Annotated in this window: 13 protein-coding genes; 9 read left to right on the plus strand and 4 right to left on the minus strand. The window is 67.8% G+C overall.

Annotated features, from left to right (window positions below; genetic code table 11):
* Positions 1-418: 418 nt before the first annotated feature.
* The 4 genes from Aple_RS13625 (at position 419) to Aple_RS13640 (ending at position 6,277) form a co-directional block, all read left to right on the plus strand.
* The gene (locus Aple_RS13625; RefSeq protein ID WP_155344912.1) at positions 419-1,828 is read left to right on the plus strand and encodes an IS4 family transposase; all 1,410 of its coding nucleotides are present in this window, start codon (positions 419-421) and stop codon (positions 1,826-1,828) included.
* A 282-nt stretch (positions 1,829-2,110) separates the two neighbouring features.
* On the plus strand, positions 2,111-4,189 hold the full coding sequence (locus Aple_RS13630) for a DUF222 domain-containing protein (RefSeq protein ID WP_155344913.1): 2,079 nt from the start codon (positions 2,111-2,113) through the stop codon (positions 4,187-4,189).
* 640 nt (positions 4,190-4,829) lie between these two features.
* Positions 4,830-5,771 carry an ATP-binding protein gene (locus tag Aple_RS13635; protein ID WP_155344914.1) on the plus strand — a complete coding sequence of 314 codons (942 nt, stop codon included), beginning with the start codon at positions 4,830-4,832 and terminating at the stop codon, positions 5,769-5,771.
* Positions 5,772-5,890: 119 nt separating this feature from the next.
* Positions 5,891-6,277, plus strand: a complete 387-nt coding sequence (locus Aple_RS13640) for an SCO5389 family protein (protein ID WP_155344915.1) — start codon at positions 5,891-5,893, stop codon at positions 6,275-6,277.
* Positions 6,278-6,324: 47 nt separating this feature from the next.
* On the opposite strand, the gene rnhB is transcribed toward Aple_RS13640, so the two are convergent.
* Positions 6,325-7,011, minus strand: a complete 687-nt coding sequence (gene rnhB, locus Aple_RS13645; RefSeq protein WP_218038309.1) for a ribonuclease HII — start codon at positions 7,009-7,011, stop codon at positions 6,325-6,327.
* 1 nt (position 7,012) lies between these two features.
* Positions 7,013-7,957 (minus strand): LysR family transcriptional regulator, encoded by a 945-nt coding sequence (locus Aple_RS13650; protein WP_155344917.1) that lies wholly within the window; start codon positions 7,955-7,957, stop codon positions 7,013-7,015.
* A 98-nt stretch (positions 7,958-8,055) separates the two neighbouring features.
* Here Aple_RS13650 and Aple_RS13655 point away from each other — a divergent pair, with 98 nt between their 5' ends.
* Both Aple_RS13655 and Aple_RS13660 read left to right on the plus strand, forming a co-directional pair.
* Entirely contained in the window at positions 8,056-9,351 is a 1,296-nt protein-coding gene (locus tag Aple_RS13655) for a pyridoxal phosphate-dependent aminotransferase (RefSeq protein WP_155344918.1), read from the plus strand.
* 160 nt (positions 9,352-9,511) lie between these two features.
* Positions 9,512-10,159, plus strand: a complete 648-nt coding sequence (locus Aple_RS13660) for a GNAT family N-acetyltransferase (RefSeq protein WP_155344919.1) — start codon at positions 9,512-9,514, stop codon at positions 10,157-10,159.
* Positions 10,160-10,240: 81 nt separating this feature from the next.
* On the opposite strand, the gene Aple_RS13665 is transcribed toward Aple_RS13660, so the two are convergent.
* Positions 10,241-10,771: a hypothetical protein gene (locus Aple_RS13665; protein ID WP_155344920.1), complete on the minus strand. Its 531-nt coding sequence runs from the start codon at positions 10,769-10,771 to the stop codon at positions 10,241-10,243.
* A 373-nt stretch (positions 10,772-11,144) separates the two neighbouring features.
* Between Aple_RS13665 and Aple_RS13670 the strand changes: the two genes are divergently transcribed.
* The gene (locus Aple_RS13670; RefSeq protein ID WP_155344921.1) at positions 11,145-14,093 is read left to right on the plus strand and encodes an AfsR/SARP family transcriptional regulator; all 2,949 of its coding nucleotides are present in this window, start codon (positions 11,145-11,147) and stop codon (positions 14,091-14,093) included.
* A gap of 886 nt (positions 14,094-14,979) precedes the next feature.
* Positions 14,980-15,741: a hypothetical protein gene (locus tag Aple_RS13675; protein WP_155344922.1), complete on the plus strand. Its 762-nt coding sequence runs from the start codon at positions 14,980-14,982 to the stop codon at positions 15,739-15,741.
* Positions 15,742-15,766: 25 nt separating this feature from the next.
* Here Aple_RS13675 and Aple_RS13680 read toward each other — a convergent pair whose 3' ends face one another.
* Complete coding sequence (locus Aple_RS13680) at positions 15,767-17,218, minus strand: DUF7059 domain-containing protein (protein ID WP_373869580.1); 1,452 nt, start codon at positions 17,216-17,218, stop codon at positions 15,767-15,769.
* Between the two features lie 204 nt (positions 17,219-17,422).
* On the opposite strand from Aple_RS13680, the gene Aple_RS13685 reads away from it, so the two are divergent.
* On the plus strand, positions 17,423-18,496 hold the full coding sequence (locus Aple_RS13685) for a hypothetical protein (protein WP_155344924.1): 1,074 nt from the start codon (positions 17,423-17,425) through the stop codon (positions 18,494-18,496).
* Positions 18,497-18,499 lie beyond the last annotated feature (3 nt).

Below are 18,499 nucleotides of genomic sequence, written 5' to 3' on the forward strand. Positions count from 1 at the left end.
AACCGCACTCTCCGCTGGACCGGCCGGTTCCCCACCCAACCCTCTGATTTCCCTCGGGCTCCACCCCAATATCGGGAATTTAGGTGGCGGGGCTTGTTGCCAATTGCCCTGAAACCAGGACAAAGCTCCTGCAGAACGGGATCGACCAAGATCTAGTTCTGCGGAAGCTCCGTATGGGCGAGCTTGCCACGCCGGTGGATGGGCACGTGTTCGATCCGGCGCCTCGCTCGGACCGCGACCTGCCACATCACCATCCACCCCACTTGACACCCGCCCCACGACAGACTTCCCGGCATTGGGGCTCCACCCCAATGCCGGGAAGTTAGGTGGTGGGGTTTGTTGTCAACTGCGCTGAAAGCAGGGCGGAGCTCCTGCTAGAACGGGGATCGACCAAGATCTAGTTCTGCGGGAGCTCCGTATGGGTGAGTTTGCCATGCCGGTGGATCGGGACGTGTTCGATCCGGCGCATTTGGGGGTGCTGACCGATCAGCTTCCGGTGGAGTTGGTCGATGAGGTGCTGGCGGCCTGCCGGCGGGGTGAGCGGCGGGTGCGGCTGCTCCCGGCCCGGGTGATGGTGTTCTTCCTGCTGGCGATGACGTTGTTTCCCGAGCGGGGCTATGCGGGGGTGTGGCGGGCGTTGTCCTGCCGCCTGCGGGGCGGGGTGGTGCCGTCGGCGGCGGCGTTGCGGCAGGCCCGGGCCCGGCTGGGTGAGGCTCCGGTGAAGATGCTGTTTGATCGGGTGCGGGGGCCGGTGGCCCCGGCGGGCCTGGCGGGGGCGTGGTGGCGGGGGCTGCGCCTGGTGGCCTGGGACGGGTCGACCCTGGATCTGGCCGATGAGCCGCCGGTGCGGGCGGCGTTCGGGGCTCCGGTGCACGGCAGCGGGCGTGAAGGGGCGCCGCAGATGGCCTTCGCGGTCACCGTCGAATGCGGCACCCGGGCGATCCTGGACGCGGTGTGGGGGCATCGCCGCACCAGCGAGCCGGTCCTGGCCGAAGGCATGCTGGGATGCCTGCGGCCCGGGATGCTGCTGCTGGCCGATCGCTGCTTTGCCGCTCTGCGCCTGTGGCAGGCCGCGCGCGGGACCGGAGCGCAGCTGCTGTGGCGGGCGCCGGCCCGGCTGTCCGGCACCCTGATCCAGCGGTTACCCGACGGCTCCTGCCTGGTCGAGCGCCGCGGCTATGCCAAAGGAGAACGGCACCTGCGCGTACTGGTGCGCCTGATCGAGGCCGAGATCACGATCAGGCTGGCCGATGGCAGAACCCGCCGCGAGTCCTACAAGCTGATGACCACCCTGATCGACCATCGTGCCTTCCCCGCCGCCGACCTGATGGCCTGCTACCGGCAGCGGTGGGAGATCGAGACCGCCCTGTCCGGCCTCAAAGCCGTCCACAAAGGATCCCTGCGGCCCCTGCGCTCGCGTACCGTCACCGGCGTCCTGCAGGAGTTCTACGCCCTGCTCCTGACCCATCACCTGCTCCGCCGGCTGATCTGCCACGCCGCCCTGGACACCGGCCTGGACCCCGACCAGATCAGCTTCACCATCACCCTGCACACCACCCGAGACAGCCTCATCACCGGCATGGGAACCCGGCCATGCCAGGCCGCGCAGGACTGGGAACACACCCTGGCCCAGATCACCACCCGGCCCGCCCCCGCCACCCGACGCCCCAGAACCAGCCCCCGCGTCAAGAACCGCCCGAAAGTCCGCTACCCCTTCCGCAACACCCACCCCAACCCCAAAACCCAGACCGCGACCTACCACATCACCATCCACCACCCACCATCACCATCACCATCACCATCCTTGACATCCACACCCACCACCTAACTTCCCGGCATTGGGGCTCCACCCGCCTCCGCCATCCCCGTGGTCGGTCGAATGAGGCGAGCCGAGGACCTGTTCTTCGCGGGTTAAGGGTCTGCGGGTCGGTGTCCTGCTCCTGATCGAGCGTGGCGGATGGCTCTTCGGATAGCGGCAGTTAGGTAGATCTTTTGACGAGGCGTGCGACCTGCGGTTTTGTCGCGGATCAAGGCCAGGTTTTGTCATAGCCGCCAGATAGCGTGGGAACAGTTGTTCGGGATCTGCAGAAGCGGAGAGGGGGCGTCTTTCATGCTCGGGTTTCCGTTCGAGGTGCGGGATCCCTCCCGTGCGGGGGGTGCCCGCGGACGCGAGGTGCCCGCGTTCTTGAAGGGCACGATGCTGGACCCGGACTACGTCCCGCCCCAGCGTTCCACCGACGACACCTACAGCGACACATACGGCGACACAGGGCAGCAGAACACAGGGCAGCAGTTCCTCCACGACCGCTCCACCAACACCGTCCGCTCCACCGACTCTGGCCGCTCCACCGACGGTGCCCGCTCGGCGGGGGTGGAGGCCTCGGCAGGGCCGGGGGCCTGTGGTGAGCCGGTGGGTTCTGGGGTGCTGGTGTCGGAGCTGAGGCAGCGCGCGTCCCTGCTTGCGGTGTCCGACTTGCCCGAGGGTGCCGGGTTGTGTGTGGGTGAGACGGAGGAGCTGCTGTTCACGCGGGATCGGCTGGACTCGGCGATCGCCGCGCGGGTGGGGCGGGTGCATGCGACCGGTGAGGCCAGGAGTGCTGCGAGTGGCGGGCATGCCTCGACCGGGACCTGGCTGCGTGCCTCGGCGGGGATGACCGGCGGGGCCGCGTCGGCTTTGGTGCGGCTGGCGGTCCAGCTGGCCCGGCTGCCCGTGGTGCGGGACCGGTTCGCCTGCGGCGCGCTGGCGGAGGGGTCGGTCGAGGCGATCTGTCAGGTCACCGACCGTCTCAGTGATGAGCAGGCGGCGCTGGTGGAGCCGATCCTGCTGGAGTTGGCCGACGGCGCGTCTCCGGCGGAGATCGGCAAGGCCGGGCGGTACCTGCGTGAGCTGCTGGATCCGGGCACTCTGGAGGATGACGCCGAAGACGACTACGCGACGCGTTTCCTGCTGGTCCGCCCGTCCAGCACGGGCGGTGTGGAGGGGGAGTTCCGGCTGCCCCGCGAGGCCGGCGCCCGGCTGCGCGAGTTCCTCACCGCCTACGCACGGCCCAAGGGCAAAGACGATGACCGCCCGCTCCGGGTCCGCCAGGCCGACGCACTGTCGGCACTGCTCAGCAAGAAGGTCACCACCGAACTACTGGTCCTGGTCCGCGCCGAATCCCTCCCCACCGATCACCCCACACACGATCACCCCACCACCGGCCACCCCGCATCTGACGCCGACTGCACCCCTGCGGCCTCCACCGCGGCGTCCGACACCGCCGACGCCGCCACCACCGCGGCGTCCGGCACGCCCGCCACGGGGGGACCGCCATCGCAGAGCACATCCGGACGCGCCGCCACCACTCACCCCGACAACGCCGACACCGCCGACACCGCTGGCTCCAGCGATGCCCGACCCGGGACACCCCAGGCCGGTGACGGCTCGACCCGCCGCGCGAGCGGCCCTCACCACACCGGAAGCACAAGTTCAACCGGAGATGGCACCGGCAGCGCGGACACGCGATCAGCCGGGGCAGGTACCGACAGCGCGGACACGGGTTCAACCGGGCCAGGTACCGGCAGCATGGACACGGGTTCAACCGGAGCGGGTACCGCCAACACGGACACGGGTGCGGGGAGCGCGAGCACGGGTGCGGGGAGCGCGAGCACGGGTGCGGGGAGCGCGAGCACGGGTGCGGGGAGCGCGAGCACGGGTGCGGGGAGCGCGAGCACGGGTGAAGGGCCGGTGCCGGAGGCGTGTAGGATCTGTGGGCACGCGCCGGACCGGCTCGCGCCCGGGCTGCTGATCGCCACCGGGCAGCTGCTGCCCATCTCCGACGTCCACCGGCTCGCCCGCACCTCACGACTGGTCCGCATGGTCGTCGACGCCAAGGGCCGGGTCCTGGACATGGGCCGCGCCGTTCGTCTGGCCACCCCCGCGCAGCGGCAGGCCATCCTGGCCCGCTACACCACCTGCTACCGCGACGACTGCGCCATCCCCGCCGACATGTGCGAAATCGACCACGTCACCGGCTGGGCTGAGGGCGGTACCACCGACCTGGACCAGCTCGCCCCCGCGTGTGCCTGGCACAACCGCGACAAAGCAACCCACCCCGACCGCTACCGCACCCGCCGCAACCACGACGGCACCTGGACCCTGCTCCACCTCGGCAAAAGAGGCCGCTTCGCCGCACGATTCCGACGCTGAACCGGACGAGCACGAGCGCACCACCCAGCCACCACGGCCGGGAACCGTCCACGACGGCTCCCCGCTTGGTCAGATCCGCGGGCCGACTCCCCGTGCCGACTCCGCGGGCCGGACTCCCTGTGCCGACTCTCCGTTTGGTCGGCTCCGACCTCGCAGGTCTTTCGGCGTGGACACTGCGGATGCCCGCGTGATGTACCCCGGTCTTTGCTGAGCCGCTGTGGCCAGTGGCGGTCGCGGCTTCATGCTGTGCGCGGGGGAGGACCGAACCGCGCCATCGGGAATGAGATGCCAGCGGCGGTCCGGGCTTGCGGGGGCGCGTCGGGTTAGTTGCTGAGGTGAGGCTGCCTCCGGCAGGTCGTGTGCTTCCTCTGGGCATGCCTCACATCCGAGGTTGAGCCGTTCCGCGTGGGCTGTTGCCAGGCAACTGGGGTGCTCCTTGGAGCAGCGGAGCAAGCGGAGCCCCGCAGTTCCTCGGTCCGGTGCCGATGTGGGTGGGTGGGGAAACCTGGAACGATCTCTGGCTTCTCCGGGGCAGCCACAGTAAAGGGTGAGGACTCCACGGTGACTCTATGGGGTCGAGGTGTGGCATGATGCCGAGTGACAGTGGAAACGGTTTTCACATTCACTCAGGAGTGCGCTCATGCGTGTGGCGTTCGTCGGTAAGGGCGGCAGCGGCAAGACCACGATGTCGTCGCTGTTCGCGAGGTACGCGACGACGGGGGGTCCGGTCGTGGCCATCGACGCGGACATCAACCAGCACCTCGGGCTCGCCCTCGGCATCGAGACGACGCCCCCACCGCTGGGTGCCGGGCTCACCGAGATCAAGGACTACCTGCGCGGCGACAACCCGCTCATCCCCTCGGCGGCGGCCATGGTCAAGACCACCCCGCCCGGCCGCGGCTCCCGCCAGCCCACCATCGACGACCCCTTCTTCCTGGACACCTTCGCCGTCCGCGACGGTGACCTCCACCTGATGGCCACCGGCCCGTTCAGCGAGGACGACCTGGGCGTCGCCTGCTACCACTCCAAGATCGGCGCGGTCGAGCTCTACCTCAACCACCTGGTGGACGGCCCCGGCGAATATGTCGTCGTGGACATGACCGCGGGCGCCGACTCTTTCGCGTCCGGCCTGTTCACCCGCTTCGACCTCACCTTCCTGGTGGCCGAACCCACCCGCCAGGGCATCGGCGTCTACCAGCAGTACCGCGAGTACGCCGCCGGCTTCGACGTCCCCCTGGCCGTCATCGGCAACAAGGTGCAGTCCCCCGCCGACCTCGCCTTCCTGCGCGACCACGTCGGCGACGCCCTGCTCGCCACGATGACACACTCCCCCGCCATCCGCGCCATGGAGCAGGGCCACCCCTTCACTCTCCACGACCTGGAACCCACCAACCTCACAACCCTGGCCACCATGCTCGCCACGCTCGACGCCCAGGAGAAGGACTGGCCCCGCTTCGCCCGCCAGACCGCCGAGTTCCACCTCAAGAACGCCCACTCCTGGGCCAACCTCGCCACCGGCACCGACCTGACCACCCAGATCGACCCCCACCACCAGTACGGCCCTGCCCCCGCCCACTTCTGATCTCCTTCGCGCCGGGTGAAGCGTGGCGTTAGGCGGATATGAGTGTCGCCTCGCCGACAGGTGGAGGCGCTGAGATGCCGACATAGCGTCGGATCGATCTCTTTGAGAGGAGAAAGCACATGTCGCTGACCGTTTCCAACGATCTGCTCGATCGGGCGAGGGAGGGGGATGTCGACGACGCGGCTTTTGTCGCCTGTGTTCGTGACTCGCTTCCGTATGCCTGGTCGGTGATCAGCGATCTGGTCGAGCAGCGTGCCACCAGCGGCGCCGAGTTCGCCGACAACCTCGTTCCGCCGCCGGACGAGTCCGCCCGCGGCCAGCTCCTGCGCTGCCTGGCCAGCGACTCCATGCGCGGCGCGCTGGAACGCCACTTCGGTATCCGGCTCGCCTTCCAGAACTGCCACCGCGTGGCCGTCTTCCACCCGAGCGCGACCGACGCCCTCGCGGAATTCACCAGCCCCAGGGCTCAGATCCTGAACCAGAAGCCCGAGCTCGTGGACTGTTAAGCGCGTTCCCGTGGCTCCGCCGCCCACCCGGCGGGGCCACCCCGCAATTAGCCGAAGAGCGGCAATTGCCCTTCGCCCGCCAGGGCGTTCCTGTGGCGCTTGAGGTGGCGCCACTGCGGGAGGTCGTCCAGGTAGGACCAGGACAGGCGGTGGTGTGGGGTGGGTCCGAATTCGGCCAGTGCCTGCTGGTGTACGGGGGACGGGTAGCCCGCGTTGTCGGCGAAGCCGTACGCCTCGAAACCGAGGGTGGCCATGTGGGTGTCGCGTCTGACCTTGGCGAGGACGGAGGCGGCGGCGACGGAGACACAGGTCAGATCGCCCTTGATCTCGCAGCGGACGGGCCACGGTGGGCCGAGGTAGTCGTGTTTGCCGTCGAGGATGACCGCGTCGGGGCGTACCGGTAGGGATTCCAGGGCGCGGCGGGCGGCGCGGCGGAGGGCTTCGGTCATGCCGAGGGTGTCGATCTCCTCGACGGTGGCCTCGCCGTGGCCGATGCCCAGGGCCCAGGCTTCGATCTCGGCGACCATGGCGGCCCGGCGTTTGACCGTGAGCATCTTGGAGTCGGTGAGACCGGCCGGCGGCTCGGACAGATCGGTCACCACCGCGCATACCGACACCGGACCCGCCCAGGCGCCGCGGCCCACCTCGTCCACTCCGGCCACGAGTTTCGCCCCTCCGGCGGTGGTGAGCAGGCGTTCCAGGTCATAGGTGGGGGCATCGGTCACGCCGCACAACCTACTGGAGCTCGTCTCCGGCGACGGTCAGATGCGGCAGATCCGCGGCGAGATAGCGGGCGGCCACGTGCAGCGCCCGGAGCACGGCCGCCACCGAGGCCCGCTGCACGCTGGAACCCCGCGCGACGGCATAGATGCGGCGCTCGATCTGCTCCCCGGGAAACTCCCGGACCACCACCCCGCGCACCCCGGCGGCCAGCGAGAGAGCGGGCACCGCCGCGATCCCGATCCCCTTGGCGACCAGGCTCAGGATCGTGCCGAGCCCTTCGAACTCCCACGCCACCGGAGGCGCGCCCCCGACATCGGCGAGCAGCCGGTCCACCGCCGTACGGGACGGTTCGCCTTCGGGGGTGGCCATCCACGACTCGTCCCGCAGGCGTACGGGATCCACCGACGCATCCGGATCCGCGAGCCGGTGGCGGCGTGGCACGGCGAGCACCAAAGGGTCGTTGAGCAGTGGAAACACCGTCAGCGTGGAATGCTGGCGGACCCGCCCCCACCAGTCGTCCACCAGCGCGATGTCCACCTCCCCGGACTCGACCTCCCGCATGCCCCGCCCGGACCGGCTCTGCATCAGCCGCAGCGACAGCTCCTGATGCCGCCGCAACGACCGGGCCAGCGCGGGCGCGAACGCGACGGCCGCGGTGGGGAAGGCGGTCACCACCACCCGCCCGGACGGCGTCGCCGCGTGGCTGGACAGATCCGACTCGGCGCTCTCCACCAGGCTGAGGATGTGCTCGGCGTGCTCGACCAGCCGCCGCCCGGCGTCGGTGAGCTCGGCGCTGCGCGAGGTCCGGTCGATCAGCGCCACCCCGGCCTCCCGCTCCAGCGCCGCCAGTTGCTGCGAGACCGCCGACGCGCTGTATCCGAGCGAGGACGCCGTGGCCGCGATGCTGCCCCGCCGGGCGAATTCACATATCAACGTCAAACGCCGCAAATCAAGCATCGGATCTCCTTATGCCAGGCACCGAAAAGCCTCGCTTGTACCGATGCCTCTCCCGCCTCAGGCTGGGAACGTTCCGAGCGATGGAAGGAAAAAGAAGAATGCACGTTACCCTCTCAGCCACTCTGGCAGCCAACCAGGACATCGAGCGAAGACGCCGCGCCGGGCAACGGGTCCTGCACCTGGCCTTCGGCGAGGCTGGTCTGCCCGTGCACCCGGCCCTGCGCGCCCGACTGGCCGACGCGAGCGGCAACAACGGCTACGGCCAGGTCGCGGGGTCGCCCGCGCTGCGCGAGGCCGCCGCCGGATACTGGACCAGGCGTGGTCTGCCGACCGATCCCGACCTGGTGGTGAGCGGGCCTGGCAGCAAGTCGTTGCTGTTCGGCGTGCTGCTCGCCATCGGCGCTGACGGCCCGGCCGACATCGTGCTGCCCATGCCCAGCTGGGTCAGCTACGCCGCGCAAGCGGAGATCATCGGAGTCCGGCCGATCATGGTTCCGGCGCCTCCCGGCGAGGGTGGGGTGCCCGATCCCGATCTGGTGGCTTCGGCGGTGCTGCATGCGCGCGCGCAGGGGCGTACGGTGCGGTCGTTGCTGGTGACCTTGCCCGACAACCCGACCGGACGGCTCGCGCGCCCGAGCACGATCCGGCGGCTGGCCCAGATCGCCCGCGATCTGGATCTGGTCATCATCTCCGATGAGATCTACCGCGATCTGGTGCACGATCCGGTGGCCGAGTATCTGAGCCCGGCCGAGGTCGCGCCGGAGCGGACGATCATCACCAGCGGGCTGAGCAAGAGCCTGGCCGTCGGCGGCTGGCGGATCGGGATGGCCCGGCTGAGCCACACGCCTGCCGGCTGGGCCCTGCGGGACCGGTTGCTCGCGGTGGCCAGCGAGATCTGGTCCAGCCCGGCCGCGCCGGTGCAACACGCCGCCGCGTACGCGCTGACCGAGCCGGCGGAGATCGTCCAGCGGGTGAACGAGTCACGCCGGCTGCACGGCCTGGTCGCCCGCGCGGTGGCCGACCGCTTCACGAAAGCGGGCGCATCCGTCCACGCCCCTCAAGGAGGTTTCTACCTATATCCCGAAATTTCGGGGTTTGAGAGTGCGGCTGAGTTGGCGCACACCCTGATCGAGCAGCACGGGGTGGGCGTGCTTCCCGGCTCCGCTTTCGGGGACAATCCGCGCGCTCCCCGGGTTCGCGTCGCCACCAGCCTGCTCTACGGCGACACCCCGGACCAGCGCCTGACGACCCTGCACGCCGATGATCCACTGACCCTTCCGTGGGTGGCGGAATCCTTGATCCATCTCGAATCCGCCCTAACCGATCTGACTGCCGCCAGGCAGCCGAGCCAGCGCCGGATCGGCGTCCTCAAACCTGCCCATGCGGTGCGGTGATCTTGTCGAAATCTTTACCCTGAAAAGCGGGCGAGCAGGATAGGGTACACACCGTCTGACCTGCGGTTTCAAGGCCTCGCGTGGTGCTTAACCAGAGTCTCCACAAGATGTCGTGTGTCATTTGGTACCACAAATGCCACTGAGCCCCCATCATGTGCTCATGCCCGCTTTTGTCACCCTGTCCGGGCGCTCTGTGCGCCTGGAACCGCTCAGCCTCGCGGTGGTCGACGACCTCGTCACAGCGGCGAGTGAGGACCGTTCAACTTACGCCTTCACTCGCGTTCCCGCCGGTCGGGACGACATGGTCTCCTACGTGGAGGCCGCCATGGCTGAGCAGGCGGAGGGCCGGTCGATGCCCTTCGCCATCCGGTGGCTGCACACCGATCGTGTGGTCGGTGCCACCCGTCTGATGCACCTGGAGTACTGGCAGGGCCCCATGCCCTGGCCGCCGGGCACCAAAGGCGTGGTGGGCGAGGTCCCGTCCGTGGCGGATATCGGTTACACCTGGCTGGGCGCTTCCGCCCAGGGCACGGGTGTCAACCGGGAGAGCAAGCTGCTGATGCTCTCACTCGCCTTCGAGACCTGGCAGGTTCACCGGATAACGCTTAAGGCAGACGTACGCAACGCACGATCTCGGGCCGCCATCGAGGCCCTCGGCGCACACCTGGACGGTGTGCGACGGGCTGACAGCCGAGGCGCCGACAATACGGTCCGAGATACCGCGTACTACTCGATTCTCCGCTCCGAATGGCCGATGGTCCGAGAACGGCTCCACGCGCGGCTCGGCCTCGTGGAAGCAGCAGCCTGACCCCTTCTACTCGCACACGGAACGGAGCGGCCCGCCCCCTGCCGGGGACGGGCCGCGCTGTGTTTCCTGCCGGGTTAAGGCTTAGTGCTCGTCCCAGTAGTCCTCGTCGTAGCCGTAGTCGTCGTCGTAGGCGTTGTAGATGTCCTTCCAGTACCCGCACTTGTAGGGGTAGCTGCTCCACTTGTCGATCTGGCAGACCTTCACCTGGACCTGCGAGACGTCGTAGCGGGTGAAGGAGAACTTCTTCTCCCAGCCACACTTCTTGTAGCTGACGTAGTCGGTGTAGTAGTCGTCCTCCTCATCGCTCCACTTGGTGTAGCGGAAGACGACGTAGGCGCACTTCTTGTCGCTGTGGTCGTAGTCCCAGAGCTTGCCGCCCACGCGGACCTTGTTGTCCTCTTCGTCGTAGTAGTCGACGTCGATCCAGCCCTTGGACTTGGCCTTGTGGTTCTTGGAGTAGTAGGAGCCCCAGCTGTCGTCGTCCCAGTCGGGAGAGGAGGCGGTGAGGGTGTTCTGGGTCGAGGCGTTGGCGGCGGTCGAGGCGAAACCGACCATGCCGGTCGCGAGGATCGCGGTCGCGGCGGCGACGCCGAAGATCTTCCGGATGCGCATGGGGTGCTCCTGCTGTGTGCTTGAGGACGATGCCCCCCGTTTCGGGGTTGGCCCATTTCTAGGCTCGGCCGCCTGCAGGGCACTTACAGGTTCCTTACGGGACCGTTGCAAGATCCCCCCTACCAGCGAAAAGTCCCTCCCCGACCGGGGAGGGACTCCATATGTAGACGAGGCATGACCGCCCCCGCAGGGGCCATGACTCACATGCCTACAGGATGGCCCCGCCCGTTCAACGACCGATCAACGCCTGATCAATAGGATGAATGACAACCATCGCTGCGGTTAACGAGAGGATCCCGCACTATTGGACAGCCCCAGTGGGATCTATCATTTGGTCGGAAACCTGCCAATAGAGGCCTTCTGAGGATGGAAAATGTCTGGTCGCGGCGCCGAGGACGGGCTGCGCTTCGCCGTGCTCGGACCGGTCCGGGCCTGGCGCGACGAGGTCGAGCTGGATCTGGGCACGCCCTTGCAACGTTCCATCCTCGCGATGTTGCTGTTGCGGGAAGGTCGGGCGGTCACGCCGTCCGAAATGATCGACGCGATCTGGGGGGAGGACGCGCCGCCCCGGGCGCTGGGCGCGTTACGGACATACGTGTCCCGATTGCGTACCGTGCTGGAGCCCGACCGTTCGCCGCGTACCCCGCCGGAGCTGCTCACCTCGGTGGGCCGCGGCTACGCGTTGCGGCTCGCGCCCGACATGCTGGACCTGGCGCTCTTCGACCGCGCGGTCGCCGCCGCCGAAGCCTCCCACCGCGGCTCTGACACCGCCGAAGCCGCGGAAACCCTGCGCTCCGCACTCGCCCTGTGGACCGGTGAGCCGCTCGCCGGCGCCGTCGGTCCGTACGCCGATCACCAGCGGGACCGTCTGATCGAGCGCCGGCTCGGCATGGTCGAGACCCTGATGGACCATGACCTGGCGCTCGGCCGGCACGCCGGGGTCGTCTCCGAGCTGATCGCCCTGGTCGCCGAGCATCCGCTGCGCGAGCAGTTGCGTGCCCAGCTCATGCTCGCCTATTACCGCAACGGCCGCGCCGCCGAAGCGCTCGCCGTCTTCACCGACACCCGGCATGCCCTCATTGAGGAACTCGGCATCGAGCCCAGCGCCGAACTCGCCGACCTGCACCGCCGGATCCTGGCCGCCGACCCGACCCTTACTGTCACGCCGGTACGGCCTCCGGCTCCCGAGGAGCCCGAAACGCTCGTCGAGATGCCCAAACCGGCGCAGCTTCCGGCGGCGGTCACCGACTTCACCGGGCGTAAGCAACTGGTCAACCGCATGCTCACGTTGCTGAGCAGTGGCGATGGTGTGCCTGTGGTGGCCATGTCCGGCATCGGTGGTGTCGGCAAGACCACGCTTGCGGTGCATGTCGCTCACCTGGTTCATGACCTGTTCCCGGATGGTCAGCTTTACGCCGATCTGCGAGGTTATGGCCAGGAGCCGACGCCGCCGGAGACCGCGCTGGTGGCGTTTCTGCGTGCCCTCGGTATCCCGGTCGATGTGATCCCGGACAGGTTGGCCGATCGGTCGGCGCTGTTCCGGTCGCTGCTGGCCGATCGGCGGATGCTGGTGCTGCTCGACAATGCGCGGGATGCCGATCAGGTCGAGCATCTGCTGCCCGGGTCGGCTGGATGTGCGGCGATTATCACCAGCCGGGGGAAGCTCGCCGATCTGCCGTCGGCTCGGCTGATCGACCTGGATGTGATGGAGCCCGACGAGGCTCTTTCCCTGTTCGGCGCCGTCGCTGGTCCTGAGAGGGTGTCGGCCGAGCGGGCCGCTGCGATGGATGTCGTCGCCGCGTGTGGTTTCCTGCCGCTGGCGGTCAGGATCGTGGCTGCTCGGCTGGCTGCGCGGCCGTCCTGGACGGTTGCTTCGCTGGTGCCCCGGCTGGCTGATGAACGGCGTCGGCTGGATGAGATGAAGATCGGCAATCTGGCTGTGTCGGCCACCTTTGCGCTGGGGTACGGCCAGCTTGATGACCGGCAGAAGCGGGCGTTCCGGTTGTTGTCGTTGCCGAATGGGTCGGATATTTCGGTGTTTGCAGCGGATGCCGTACTGGATCTGAGTCTGGTGGAGACTGAGGATCTGCTGGAGTCGTTGGTCGATGCCAGCCTGCTTGAGGCTCCCGCGCCGGGGCGGTATCGCTTTCACGACCTGCTGAAATTGTTCGCGCGGCGGCAGTCGGAGGGTGAGGACGACGCGGGCGAGCGGGCGGAGGCGTTGCGGCGGCTGCTTGGGTTCTATCTGGCGACTGCGCGGTCGGCTCATCGACTCGCCTATGAGGGCAGCGCGGTTGCCGACAATCTTCAGGTCATCGGGCATCGTGGGCATACGTTCTCGTCCGCGGACGAGTCGGTGGCGTGGCTGGCTGCCGAAAGTGAGGCGTTGTTCGCCATTCTCGGCCAGGCCGCGGAGGCGGCGACCGGGGAGCTGCTGCCGGCAGCGGATCTGCTTGTCGCGATGGAGCCGCTGCTGGAGACCGGTGCCACCGGGCGCGAGTTCGACCAGCGTACGCGCGTGCTCATCGAAGCCGCGCGGCAAGTCGGCGATCCGCGGAGCGAGTTGCGCTGCCGGTATGTGCTCGGCCGGGTGCTGTTCGGGGCGAATCGCATGGCCGAGGCGGAAGAGCAGTTTCTGGGCGCTCGTGCGCTGGCCGAGCAGTGCGGCGACCCGATCGTGCTCGGGGAGACGTTCAACGCGCTCGCTGTGGTGTCCGGGCGGCAGCGCCGCCACCACGAAGCGCTGGAATGGTTCGACCGGGCCGGGAAGATCTACCGCGAGGTCGGGAACGTGGCCGGTGAGGCGCTCGTGCTCAGCTACTCCGCGCGCGACCACTTCGGCCTGGGGCGGCCGGAAGACGCCATCGCCGTCTCCGAACAGGGGCTGGCCATCTTCACCGAGCTTGGCAGCGCGCCCGGCGTGGCCCGCGCTCGGTACCACCTGGGCATCGTGCTCTCCGCTGTCGGCCGGCTCAACGAGGCCGTCGTGCATCACGCCGAATGCCTGGACTTCTTCAGGGCCAGCAACCAGCGCGTGTGGGAGCAGCGGGTCTGCGTCCGGCTGGCCACCACGTTCACCGCCGCCGGCCGCTACCAGGACGCCGCCAGGCACGCCGAGCAAGCCCTCATCGTCAGCCGCGAGATCACCCATCCGTACGGCGAAGCGCTGTCGCTGGCCGCTCTCGGCAAGGCGCTGCGCGGCCTGGGCAGCATTACCCGGAGCACCGACGCCCTAGAGAAGGCCCTCGACATCTTCACCCGGCTCGGCTCCCCCGAAGCCGACGACGTCCGCGCCCTCCTCACCCAGAAGGTCGAGACCTAGCTCATCATCCAACCGCGTCATCCTGACGTGATTGATCACCGCGACCTCCCTAGGCGTGCATTCCGTGGCTGTCCAGCTCCACCAGCGTCCCCTTTGGCGACGACGCTTGGTGGCGTCCCCCTCTGTCGCGTCCCTTGGTGCGGCATTCCCCATTGATGGTGGGCGCCCGGCCGGTCGTCAGCTCTCAATCGGCGCATAGGGGGCCCGGCTAACCGGAGCGCCTCATGACAGCTAGCCGCCTCTCTAGGACGACCGGCCGGACTTGACACAGACCCCGAACCCCCCGGGTCCATGCCCACTCCTCACCCTCGCGCACCAAACTCAACGTCCAATCACCATCCGATTGCCGCCCACGCCGTCACGGCGAGAGTTGCCCGGGTTCTCCCACCCAGCCTTCTGTTTCCCTCGGGCTCCGCTCGCCTCCGCCGTCGCCGTGGTTGCCTTGTGCTTCTCTCTCCCCCCACCCAGCCCTTCTGCTTCCCCTCGGGCTCCGCCCGGCGCCGCCATCGCCGTGGTTCCCACACGAACGGCAGTCATCGCGCCGCGGTCCTCCCATCGGCAAGCGATGGGACGAAATCCCGCAATAACCCTTGGTGCCGAGATCCCAATTCCGCAACAACATGGGCCAGGCAGAATTTGCACTTGTTCATTTATTCGGGGAACCGGCGGCGCCTTCCGGCCCACGCAAGATGGGAACATTGAAAGTGCTTGCACATTGCCTTTGACCTGGTCATTGGGTTTGATGCATGAGCAAGTAGGAACACCGAATCCGGCCCCATGCTCGCACCGTTTCGAAGCAAGGTGCGCTCAGCGATGTACTGAGCAGGTTGGCCCGCAGTATGCGACAGGGCTGCCTCTGCTACGTGGAATGAGCCATCATGGTCACGTGAACAGGACGAAGACAGTCTGGCGCTTGCTGGGTGGCGCGATCGCCCTGGTATCGCTGGTGGCACTTGTCGCAGCCGTTATCCGAGCTGTCAATATCGCTGCCGAGGTCAACATCGCGGATGTCGCGGCCGTGCTCCTGGCCGCCACGGGCACGACGCTCGGTGTTCTCGCCTGGGTACGCGGCCCCGCACGATCTGCCGCCGGCTCCGGCACGCCCCGCGGCGACGGTCCCGACATACTGCGCTATGACAGCGAGCGTGAAGCCGACCCGTTCGCCGAGTGGGGCTACCACATAGCCTTCGGAAGAAACAAAGACGATATCTGGCGTACGTCCATCTCAACAGCTGGACGGACCGCGACAATCCGTTCCCTCACTCACGACAGCGTTGGCTTGAACAAGCTCCTCCCATTCATCAGCGGAGCAATCGAGTTCGAATATCAGGTGGTTGAGTCAGATCCGACCGATCGTTACTTGTATTTCGCACTCATTCCCATGCAGCAGTCCCGCTCAGGACTGCGTGAGCTTGGTGGAGCCGTCTGGGCTGATCCGCAGAACCCCAGGTCCCCGTTTCGGATTCGGGAATTCGTACCGCCCAGCCATTACGGCGACGACCAATGGCATACCCTGCGAATGCCTTTCGACTTCGCCAAATTTGGAGACGTTTCATCCACTATCTTCGCCCCGCGGATGAATGAGGGCATCGACCAGCGCGCGAACGGCACCGTGATCATAAGAAAGGTCAGAGTCTGGCAGTCCTGACCCCGATGGTTCGCGCTCAATGGGTTCAGGTTTGGGTGGGGAGGTGGAAGTAGCCTTCGGCGATCAGAGGGCGGAGCGGAGTGGGGGCTAGGTGTTGTTCGCCGAGGATGTCGCCGATGGCGGCCAGGAGGGGGGCCAGGGGGAGTTGTCCGTCGCAGACGCCTGCCAGTGCGGCTTCGACTGTGCCGACAGTGGTGCTGCGGCGCAGGCCTCGGGTCTGGCGCAGGATGATGTGGGTGGGGTCTTCGGCGCCGGGGACGCCGACGCGTTCCTCCAGGACGCCTTTGCTCAGGTGCAGGGCTGTCGCGAGTAGGTCATCGTCGGTCAGGCGGTGAGCGGTTGTGATCGAATCGAGGACGTCTGCCAGGTAGTCGCCGACCGGGAGTTCGACCTGCTGGGAGAGCTCCTCCACGCGGACGACCGGATCAAGCGTGCCGGAGGCGTGCATGGTGATCCAGCCGAAACCAACGCCGGTGACGTTCTGGGCCTCGAACCAGGCCAGCCACTCGTCGTAGCGTTCCCGGTAGGCGGGAGTGCCCTGTTCGGCGGCGTCCTTGAGCCAGAGTTCCACATATTCGGCCGGATCCTGCACATCCCGTTGTACGGCCCAGCCATCGCAACCGGTCTCCGCCAGCCAGCCGCCCACCCGATCCTGCCAGTCCTCACCTTTGACGTGCAGCCAGTTGGCCAGCAGCTGGCAGTGGCCGCCGGGGTTGAGGTGGGCGGGCGCGAGCCGTACCAGCTCGCGGCAGAAGTCGTCGGCCTGGTAGCCGGCCTCGCGGTAGGTGAGGCGAGCATGGGGAGAGATCACGAACGGCGGGTTGGAGACGACCAGGTCGAAACGTTCGCCCTCGACCGGATCGAACATCGAGCCCTTGCGTACTTCCACACCTTCGATTCCGGACAGACCCCAGCTCAGCTGGGCCAGGTCGAGGGCGCGGCGGTTGACGTCGGTGGCGACGATGTGATCGGCGCGATCGGCGAGGTGGAGAACTTGCACGCCGCAGCCGGTCCCCAGGTCCAGGGCGCGTTCGACCGGTTGGCGCGTGACGAGCTGGGCCAGGTTGGCGGACGCGCCGCCCGCGCCGACCACGTGGTCGCGCCGAACCGCAGGGTCGCCTGGGCGCACCTTACGGTCGGAGACGACGTAACCGCCCGTCTCCCAGGGCTGCAGGTGCACGCTGGCCTGCACCGCGTCCCCGACTTTCACCAGCAGACCGCACTGTACGAGTTCGGAGAGCGGAAGGTCGGCGGCTGCCGTACTGACCGGGACGCCCAGCCACCACAGGCGGATCAGCGCCGCGAGCGGGTCAAGATCCCTGGTGGCCCGCAACGCGGGAACGAGCTCCTCCCGGGCCAGCGCCCCAGCGGCTACGTCCCCCAGCCGCTCACGCACCCCGTCGATCGTGTATCCGGTCTCATCGAACCGGGCCCGAAGCCGTCGCAGCAGGTCAGATGGAGCTTTCACGGGAAGCAATCTAGCGCCGCCCGAGAGTGCCCAAGTCCCGCTCCCGCTGCGCGGTCAGCTCGGGCCCGCACATACAGGCCCTTTCGCAAGCGCGCGTGGTCATCCACTGATCGACGGCCCGCTTTGATCGTCTTACCTCGGCCTCGGTGCCGCCGGGTGAATGAGCATGGTCATTTCCATGACAATGCCGCGTTCCGGGAACACAATCCCGTTGTGGAAGGCATCGAGATCGAGCGCGCACTAGCGGACCTGCCCGGCCTGGAGATCACGCGGTCGCAAGACCTGATCCAGATCCACATCCCGGCGATCCAGGACGAGGTACGGCTGGCGCCGGAGGCTGTCCTCCAGCTGGAACCGATCTTCGGACCGCGTGGGGAGAGAGCCCTGGAAATCGTGCTGCTCGACGGCGACGAGGTCCGGCCGCTCATCCTCACCGCCGACGACGCGGTCTTCGAGCCGGCGGCGGAGAGTTCGGTGCTCGACTCCCAGATCGCGGTGACCGTGAGCAATATGCCGCATTTAGTCGCCTACTCGGAGATGGAGCGCGACAGCAGAGCGCTCGCCGTCAGCTGCCAGGAGTCGGCAGACCTCAATCTGGCCTCGCTCGGCGGAACCATGTTGCTGCTCCGATGCATGATCGCAGGTGCGATGAGGCTCGGCATGCGACCGGCGACTTCGGCGGCGTACTGGGACAGCGTTTGGACGGAGTTCGGCGAGGATCTCATGCTTCCGCCGTTCCGGGCCGATCCGCTCTGGGACGAGCTCCTCGAGGATGCCCACTCGATCCCGCTCACCGCCCCCTCGCCCGCCCCGGCGCGGTTCGATCCGGCGAACCTGACGCAGAGCGACTTCTCGGTGCCGCGGGTGAGTTTCGGCCGGATCGACGAGGAGCTGGTGGACGCCTGGCGACAGTGGATCCGGGTCAGTCCAGAGGTCTTCGCCGAGTGCCTGCTCGACGGGCTGCCCGACGCCGAGGCCTCGGTCGCGATCTATCCGGACGGCGGCGGTGAGGCGAGCCTGCGGGTCTACGCCGACGAGACCGCGGTGGGGTTGGTGCAGCTGGGTTTCTCCTTCCCCAACGACGACTTCACCCTGGACGAGATACGCATCACCGGCGCGGGCAAGGGCACCGGACTGTTTCAGCGACTACTCTTCAACACCGAACGCGTCGCCGAGCTCCTCGGCTTCGATGAGCTCCACGTGCACGCCACCGGCATAGGCAGCTACGCCCTGGCCGCCCTCGGCTACCCGAAGGCCCCCGGGCTGAGAAGGAGAACCGGTGGGTGAGCG

Origin of the sequence: Acrocarpospora pleiomorpha, assembly GCF_009687885.1 — a bacterium.
Classification (GTDB): Bacteria; Actinomycetota; Actinomycetes; order Streptosporangiales; family Streptosporangiaceae; genus Acrocarpospora; species Acrocarpospora pleiomorpha.

Bases quoted from the DNA above. Each gene is read 5' to 3' on its own strand.
- Aple_RS13635 (WP_155344914.1), top strand. From the start codon at position 4,830: ATGCGTGTGGCGTTCGTCGGTAAGGGCGGCAGCGGCAAGACCACGATG.
- Aple_RS13665 (WP_155344920.1), bottom strand. From the start codon at position 10,771: ATGCGCATCCGGAAGATCTTCGGCGTCGCCGCCGCGACCGCGATCCTC.
- Aple_RS13625 (WP_155344912.1), top strand. From the start codon at position 419: ATGGGTGAGTTTGCCATGCCGGTGGATCGGGACGTGTTCGATCCGGCG.
- Aple_RS13640 (WP_155344915.1), top strand. From the start codon at position 5,891: ATGTCGCTGACCGTTTCCAACGATCTGCTCGATCGGGCGAGGGAGGGG.
- Aple_RS13650 (WP_155344917.1), bottom strand. From the start codon at position 7,957: ATGCTTGATTTGCGGCGTTTGACGTTGATATGTGAATTCGCCCGGCGG.
- Aple_RS13670 (WP_155344921.1), top strand. From the start codon at position 11,145: ATGTCTGGTCGCGGCGCCGAGGACGGGCTGCGCTTCGCCGTGCTCGGA.
- Aple_RS13660 (WP_155344919.1), top strand. From the start codon at position 9,512: ATGCCCGCTTTTGTCACCCTGTCCGGGCGCTCTGTGCGCCTGGAACCG.
- Aple_RS13655 (WP_155344918.1), top strand. From the start codon at position 8,056: ATGCACGTTACCCTCTCAGCCACTCTGGCAGCCAACCAGGACATCGAG.
- Aple_RS13630 (WP_155344913.1), top strand. From the start codon at position 2,111: ATGCTCGGGTTTCCGTTCGAGGTGCGGGATCCCTCCCGTGCGGGGGGT.